Annotated in this window: 8 protein-coding genes; 7 read left to right on the top strand and 1 reads right to left on the bottom strand. The window is 66.0% G+C overall.

Going from position 1 to position 5,993, the window contains the following annotated elements; translation table 11 throughout:
- Nucleotides 1-136: 136 nt before the first annotated feature.
- Nucleotides 137-592 (bottom strand): hypothetical protein, encoded by a 456-nt coding sequence (locus AC0B61_RS36805; protein WP_471746845.1) that lies wholly within the window; start codon nt 590-592, stop codon nt 137-139.
- A 90-nt stretch (nt 593-682) separates the two neighbouring features.
- On the opposite strand from AC0B61_RS36805, the gene AC0B61_RS36800 reads away from it, so the two are divergent.
- The 7 genes from AC0B61_RS36800 (at nt 683) to AC0B61_RS36770 (ending at nt 5,917) form a co-directional block, all read left to right on the top strand.
- Nucleotides 683-1,144 carry a DNA/RNA non-specific endonuclease gene (locus tag AC0B61_RS36800; protein ID WP_471746843.1) on the top strand — a complete coding sequence of 154 codons (462 nt, stop codon included), beginning with the start codon at nt 683-685 and terminating at the stop codon, nt 1,142-1,144.
- A gap of 1 nt (nt 1,145) precedes the next feature.
- Nucleotides 1,146-1,748, top strand: a complete 603-nt coding sequence (locus AC0B61_RS36795) for a hypothetical protein (RefSeq protein ID WP_471746841.1) — start codon at nt 1,146-1,148, stop codon at nt 1,746-1,748.
- A 154-nt stretch (nt 1,749-1,902) separates the two neighbouring features.
- Nucleotides 1,903-2,532 carry a hypothetical protein gene (locus AC0B61_RS36790; protein ID WP_471746839.1) on the top strand — a complete coding sequence of 210 codons (630 nt, stop codon included), beginning with the start codon at nt 1,903-1,905 and terminating at the stop codon, nt 2,530-2,532.
- A 929-nt stretch (nt 2,533-3,461) separates the two neighbouring features.
- A complete protein-coding gene (locus tag AC0B61_RS36785; protein ID WP_471746837.1) occupies nt 3,462-4,202 on the top strand; it encodes a tyrosine-type recombinase/integrase in 741 nt (246 codons plus the stop codon).
- Between the two features lie 67 nt (nt 4,203-4,269).
- Nucleotides 4,270-5,388, top strand: a complete 1,119-nt coding sequence (locus AC0B61_RS36780) for a tyrosine-type recombinase/integrase (RefSeq protein ID WP_471746847.1) — start codon at nt 4,270-4,272, stop codon at nt 5,386-5,388.
- Nucleotides 5,388-5,729 (top strand): helix-turn-helix domain-containing protein, encoded by a 342-nt coding sequence (locus AC0B61_RS36775; protein ID WP_360507895.1) that lies wholly within the window; start codon nt 5,388-5,390, stop codon nt 5,727-5,729. The genes AC0B61_RS36780 and AC0B61_RS36775 overlap by 1 nt, the downstream gene beginning before the upstream one ends.
- Nucleotides 5,726-5,917, top strand: a complete 192-nt coding sequence (locus AC0B61_RS36770) for a hypothetical protein (protein WP_471746835.1) — start codon at nt 5,726-5,728, stop codon at nt 5,915-5,917. Before AC0B61_RS36775 ends, AC0B61_RS36770 begins: the two co-directional genes overlap by 4 nt.
- Nucleotides 5,918-5,993: the final 76 nt, after the last annotated feature.

Raw genomic sequence — 5,993 nt, 5'->3', positions numbered from 1 at the left:
CACTCGACAGCGGCAGGCGGGCGGTGTAGACAAGACCGTCGGGGCCCTCGACGAGACCGTTGTTTTTCTTCACACCAAACTCAACTGCCGCCGGGAGCCCTCCGGTTACGCCCTGCGGCGTGCAGGACCCGGACGGCTACAGCCGTGCGGTGAACTTCCCGTCGCCGCGTTTGTGCAGCCAGCCGCGGTCCGCGAGCCTGACCAGTTTCGCCCGCAGCGGCTCCAGCTTCCCGCGCACCTCCACCTGAAGGCCCAGCTCTTCGCCCACTGCCCGCACCTGCACCGGACCGCCGGCGGCTCGCACGATCGCCAGGATCCGGCGGTAGTCGTCGGGCAGCGCGGTCTCGTCAACGCTGTCGCCACGGTGCGGGACCAGCAGCATCGCACGCCCGCCGACCTGCGCCGACGCCGGTGCGACGGCAGCCCGTTCCCCGGCTGTCCGCTCGCTCATCCGCGTCAGGACCCTCTCGGCGACCGCGAGTTCGTCCCGCTCGGCCTTCACCTCGTCCAACTGCTTGACCAGCTGTTCTTCCAACTCGTCCAGTTCCGCGCGGCGCGCGGCGATCCGTTCCAGTACCTCGGGGTCCACCATGCCCGGGAGCGTAGGAGCATCGCGGGCTGGAACGGGCCAGAACCCACGAAGACCTCCCTGCCCGACGATCTACACGGCAGACTGCCGCGCGTGACCAGCACGAGCACCGGGGCACGGAATCACACCAGGCCCGTGACCTGCCACTTCACGATGCACACCACTCAGTGGCGAAACGCCTGTCACCTGCTGGCTGGTTCGTTGGGAGGCGACGGGGACATCTACGAGAACATTGCCACCTGCTCCCGCACGGCCAACAGCTTTGCGGTGGACAAGAGGGGGCCTGAGCATCGGGTCGCCAACATGGACACCTGGGAGAAGAAGGTCAAGTATGCGGTGCAGAAGGAGCATCAGGTGGTGCACTACCAAGTGACTCCGAGGTACGACGGGGACAGGGTGGTGCCCATCGGGTTCGAGATGAAGGCCACGGGCTACAAGCCGGGCGGTGCACCCGGAATCTCCTTCGATGAGTACGTCCCCAACGAGATGTTCAGCCTCTACGATCAGCAATGGCACAACATGGGGCAGTACGCGCCGACAGAATTCAGGTACTAGCGTGATCAGCTACACAGGGGATGGCAGGGAAGTCATGTTCGAGCTGATGGAGCTCCTGTCGTGTTTCGGGCCCACCCGTGGAGACAGCGTCGACTGGGATGCGGTGGAGGCTGCGTACGGGCGGAGGCTCCCCTCCGACTACCAGCGATTCGTGGCCGAGTTCGGGAGTGGTTCGATTGAACAGGCGTTGTACGTCCAAGCGCCTGCCACCACGACTGCCGAACTCGCCGGAAACGTGGTATCGACGCTTCCCGCTGGCATGCTGGCCAGCGGGAGCGCGGACAGCTGGCGAGATCCAGCCCAAGCTGGCCTGTACCGCCTTGAGGACATGCTTCTCTGGGGATGGACGGAGCAGGACTCCCTCTGCTGGATTACTTCCGGCGAAAATCCGGACTGCTGGCCAGTGGCCGTCTATTCGCGCTTTCACGCGGCCTGGTCGGCGTACCCCTTTGGGATGGCGGAGTTTCTGTTGAGGCTACTGCGTGACGCGTTCGACGAATGGCCGATCAGCGACGTAGGGCTGCGGACTGTCTCCCAACCGCGGTTCCTGCACGACAAAGATGAGGAAGCGGGCTGGGAGCTGCAGGAGAGGCCCTGGGAGTGACTGCCCACGCCGGGTTGAGATCATTTGGAGTGGATCGTTGAGTGCGAAACGGCCGGTGAGGCAGGCCGTGCAAGTGATACGAGGGCATAAGGCACTGCTGCTGCTGCCTGGGATCGCGGGCGTGGTGCTAGCCGGTGCAGGTGCAGTACTCGTCATGGCGGTGGTGGGACTCTGGTCGGGGGCCATCGTGGGAAACCTCGCGCTGGGGGTGACCGCGATCCTCGTTATATCGATCCTCGCCACGTTCCTCAATGCGGTAGTGATTGTCGCGGCATATGACGCGCTACAGGGACGGAAAATAGAGATCGGGTCCAGCTATAGGCGTGCGGCCCGGCGGCTTCCGGCGATCGTGATGTGGGCACTGGTCGGTGTGGTGGTGGTCTTCTTTGGGTCGCTGCTATTGATTGGGATCCCATGGGCGATGGCCTCCTACCTAGTGCTACCGGCGATGATGATCGATGGCACTGGTGTCCGTGAGGCGATGCGGACTTCCCGACAGGCATTCAGAATCCATGGAGAGGAGACCACACGCAGTTCGACCTGGATGGCATTGCCTGTCGTGCTGTCGCTCTTTCCGTCAGCGGTGATCTTTGTTTTGGGCCTTACGGCAGCCGACCAGGTCTTTGGGGCACTAGCCATGGCGGGCGCCGCTCTGTGGCTGGCGGTCGCAGTGACCGCAACGGCAAGCCTGTCCGGGGTATTCCGTGTGCGTCACTACTGGGAACTGACCGGCCAACCGGCCAGAGTGCCAAGTGAGCTTCCCCCGTCAAGCGGGAGGTGCTGATCAGCTGGTCAGAAGGGGTTGACGAGCTGGCGAAGCGGGCCAACGCTCCGGACGCGGGCTGATCACAACGGGCAATCCTCGACTTCCCACTGGTGCGCGGCGCGATGTGGCTGCGCTGGACCCGCCACAACAGCATTCGCACCCTGCACCACTGCGCCGGGGCAGGCCCTGGAACAGGCCCGCCAGACCACCGACCTCGCCCACCACCGCCTCGCCGGCACCGCCAGCCCAGCCCCTCTCCACCACCCTCGACCGCGCAGGCCGCTTCCCGAACACGTCATACGCCCGCCGGGCCGCCTCACCGCCCCGCAGACCCGCCCGCTCCCCCACCGACAGATCCCGTACCACCGCGCGGTGCAGAGCCGACAGCGACAGCACCGGCCCTGCACTGGGGTCGTTCGCTGCGCGGGACAGCAGTTCGCGGTGGACAGCCGAGACGTTGCCTCCCCACAACGCCAGCAGACGCCGGATCTCCGGTGTGACGGTCAGCCGCGCACGAGAGCGTGGTACGAGGCGGCCCTCGCGGCGTGCCGCAGCAACCCAGTACCACACCGCCCTCGTGGTCACCCCGAGAGAAGAGGCGACCAGTGGCACATGAGCCGTGGTCAGCTCGCCCTGGCTGTCCAGGTCCATCAACCGGGCCACCACGGCTTCCCTGTCCGGCACCGGCCCGCGCGTATCGGGAACTACCACCACACCCCCATCTGCTGAAGGGCACGAGTCCGCCGACCTCGCCGGACTCGCTGTCGGCAGCAGGCTGTCCCCCATTGCCTAGGCACATCCCGACACGCCGCACGACAGCACACGATCGAAGGGAAGGTCCGCCTCTCGACGACGGGTGAAAACTGACCGCTGAACGGCGGATCAACGGTGACCCACCTCGCGATCGTCTGATCATCCTGACCTTCATTGAGGGTCAGGAGGAGAGGGTGATTTCCGTGGAGGACTGGGCCCAGATCCCGCACGCCCTGCCGCTGCTCGGGCTCGGCCGCGACGAGCAGATTGCCATCACCCGCGGGGACGGGCAGCAGGTCACCGCCCGCGGCTTCGACGACCCGCAGGCCATGCGCATGATCCTGCTGCAGATCCTCACCGGCCGCCGGTCCAGCGAGATCCGCACCTGCAGGTTCGACTGCCTTTCCCCGGTCCCCGACCGGGCGGTCGATGCCGCCGAGGGCGAACAGATCGCCCGCTTCCACTACGCACAGAGCAAAATCGACATCGCTCCGGACAACATCCTCGTCGACCGCGAGGTCGTCGCGGTCATCGAGGAACAGCGGCAGTGGGTCCGCCGGCACTTCCCGGGCATCACCCCGCGCCACCTGTTCCTGCAGCGGACCGGCAACCGACAGGGCGACAAGCCCTACCCGTCCGGGACCTACACCTGGATGCTCCGCGAGTTCAGCAAGGTCGTGAAGATCACCGACAGCAAGGGCCGGCCCGTCGGTCTGAGCCACACCCACCGCTTCCGGCACACCAAACTGACTCGGCTCGCCGAACTCGGCCTGCCCGTCCACGTGTTGATGCGCTATGCCGGGCACGCGACCCCGTCGATGACGATGCACTACATCAACCCTCGGGAATTGCATCAGACGGGCGAGAAGTCGCGGGTCACCAGCTCACAGCGACGCTCTGATGCTCTCGAAGGCTACTACGAACTAGCCGTCTGATCAGGTAGTTTGCCACGCTCATCCCATCTGATGCAGGATCTGCCCTCTAGAAGGGATGGTCTGCGTGGTGCAACAGCGAACGGCGGCCCTGGCCGGAGCGGCTCAGCTGGAGCTGCTCTCCGGGGTGATCCAGCTGCGTCCGGAGGACGCGATGGTTGCGGCGATGCTGCGCGGATGGCGGGCCCAGCAGATGTCGCGGGGCCTGAAGGAAGACACGATCGCCGGCCGCGAGCGGCTGATCCGTCGCTTCCACGAGTTCACCAACGAGTACCCATGGGAGTGGTTGCCGGGCCACATGGACGAATGGTCGGCCTCGCTGACGGGCGAGAGGCACCTGGCGCCGTCCACGATCCGCAGCTACCAGGGCGAGGTACGGCAGTTCACCGAGTTCCTCATCGACGGACGTTACGGCTGGGCGACCGCCTGCGAGGACGCCTTCGGCACGCACCCGGTGGCGATCTGCCACGAGTGGAACACCATCGCCCACCTCAACGACTACGAGGGCGACCCCGAGGCCCGGCCGTTCACCCGCGACGAGCTGCAGCGGTTCCTCGACTACGCCGACGACCAGGTCGACCGCGCGGTGCGGTCCAAGCGCAAGGGTGCACTGGCCGCCTACCGGGACGCCACCCTCTTCAAGGTCGTCTACGGCTGGGGCCTGCGGCGCACGGAAACCTCGAAGCTGGACGTGGTCGACTTCGGCCGCAATCCGAAGGCGCGTCAGTTCGGCCGGTACGGAACGCTCAACGTGCGCTACGGCAAGGCGAAACGGGGACAGCCGCCGCGGCGCCGGAACGTGCTGTCGGTCATGGACTGGGCAGTGGACGCCGCCCGGGACTACGTGGAGAACGTCCGCCCGCGCTTCGGCTGCGAGAACCACCCGGCCCTGTGGGTGACTGAACGCGGTGGCCGGGTCAAGCCCTCCGAGATCAACGCCCGGTTCGTCGCCTACCGCGACGCCCTGAAGCTCCCCAAGGCTCTGGTCCCCCATTCCCTCAGACATTCATATGTCACACATTTGACCGAAAACGGTATAGATAGGCGTTTTATCCAGCAGCAAGTGGGCCACGAGTGCGACAGCTCCACCGCCGTATACACCCACGTCAGCGACGACTTCATGAACACTGCTCTGAGCAAGGCACTCAATCCGGCGTTCGACGAGGCGCCGACCGGGAAGGACCGATGATGGCCGCCAAGCTCGACTACCGCTGGCACCTGCGTCACCTGATGGCGGACCGCGGCATGTTCTCCACCACCGACCTCCTGCCGCCACTGGCTCAGCGCGGCATCAACCTGTCCTCCAGCCAGGTCTACCGCCTCGTCGTCGAGCGCCCCGAGCGCCTCAGCCTGAAAATCCTGATGGCCCTGCTGGACATCCTGGACTGCACGATGGACGACCTCATCGAACCCGTCGCCCCAGCCGGCGCCGCCCAGAGGCCGAAGAAGGCCGCCGCAGGCGGGACAGCTGCTGAGAGCATCGGCGATCTGCGGCCCAAGCGTGCTCGGATCGCCCCGGTGGACCGGTGACCGAGGCCATCGACGAGGCCCTGGTGGACCCGGTCGGCCTGATCGTGCGGCTGGTCTCGAAGGTCGAACTCGGTTTGGACGTCGCCCGGATCCACGAGGTCGTCGTGGATGTCGCCGGCGGCCGCGCGAAACGCCGCAGGCTTGCCCAGATCCTCTCGGACTGCCCACAGGTGTCGGCGTACAGGTGAAGGTGCTCAGCCATGTACGAGTGAACGTACCCAGCAGGTCACGCCGACTCGAACTTGACCATTGCGTCGCCCGCGG

This window comes from Kitasatospora sp. NPDC023385 (assembly GCF_055664045.1).
This window is presented reverse-complemented; position numbering and strand designations above follow the sequence as displayed.

What these genes read in the sequence shown, in the direction of transcription:
- AC0B61_RS36805 (WP_471746845.1), bottom strand. Translation starts at nt 592, where the DNA reads ATGGTGGACCCCGAGGTACTGGAACGGATCGCCGCGCGCCGCGCGGAA.
- AC0B61_RS36790 (WP_471746839.1), top strand. Translation starts at nt 1,903, where the DNA reads ATGGCGGTGGTGGGACTCTGGTCGGGGGCCATCGTGGGAAACCTCGCG.
- AC0B61_RS36775 (WP_360507895.1), top strand. Translation starts at nt 5,388, where the DNA reads ATGGCCGCCAAGCTCGACTACCGCTGGCACCTGCGTCACCTGATGGCG.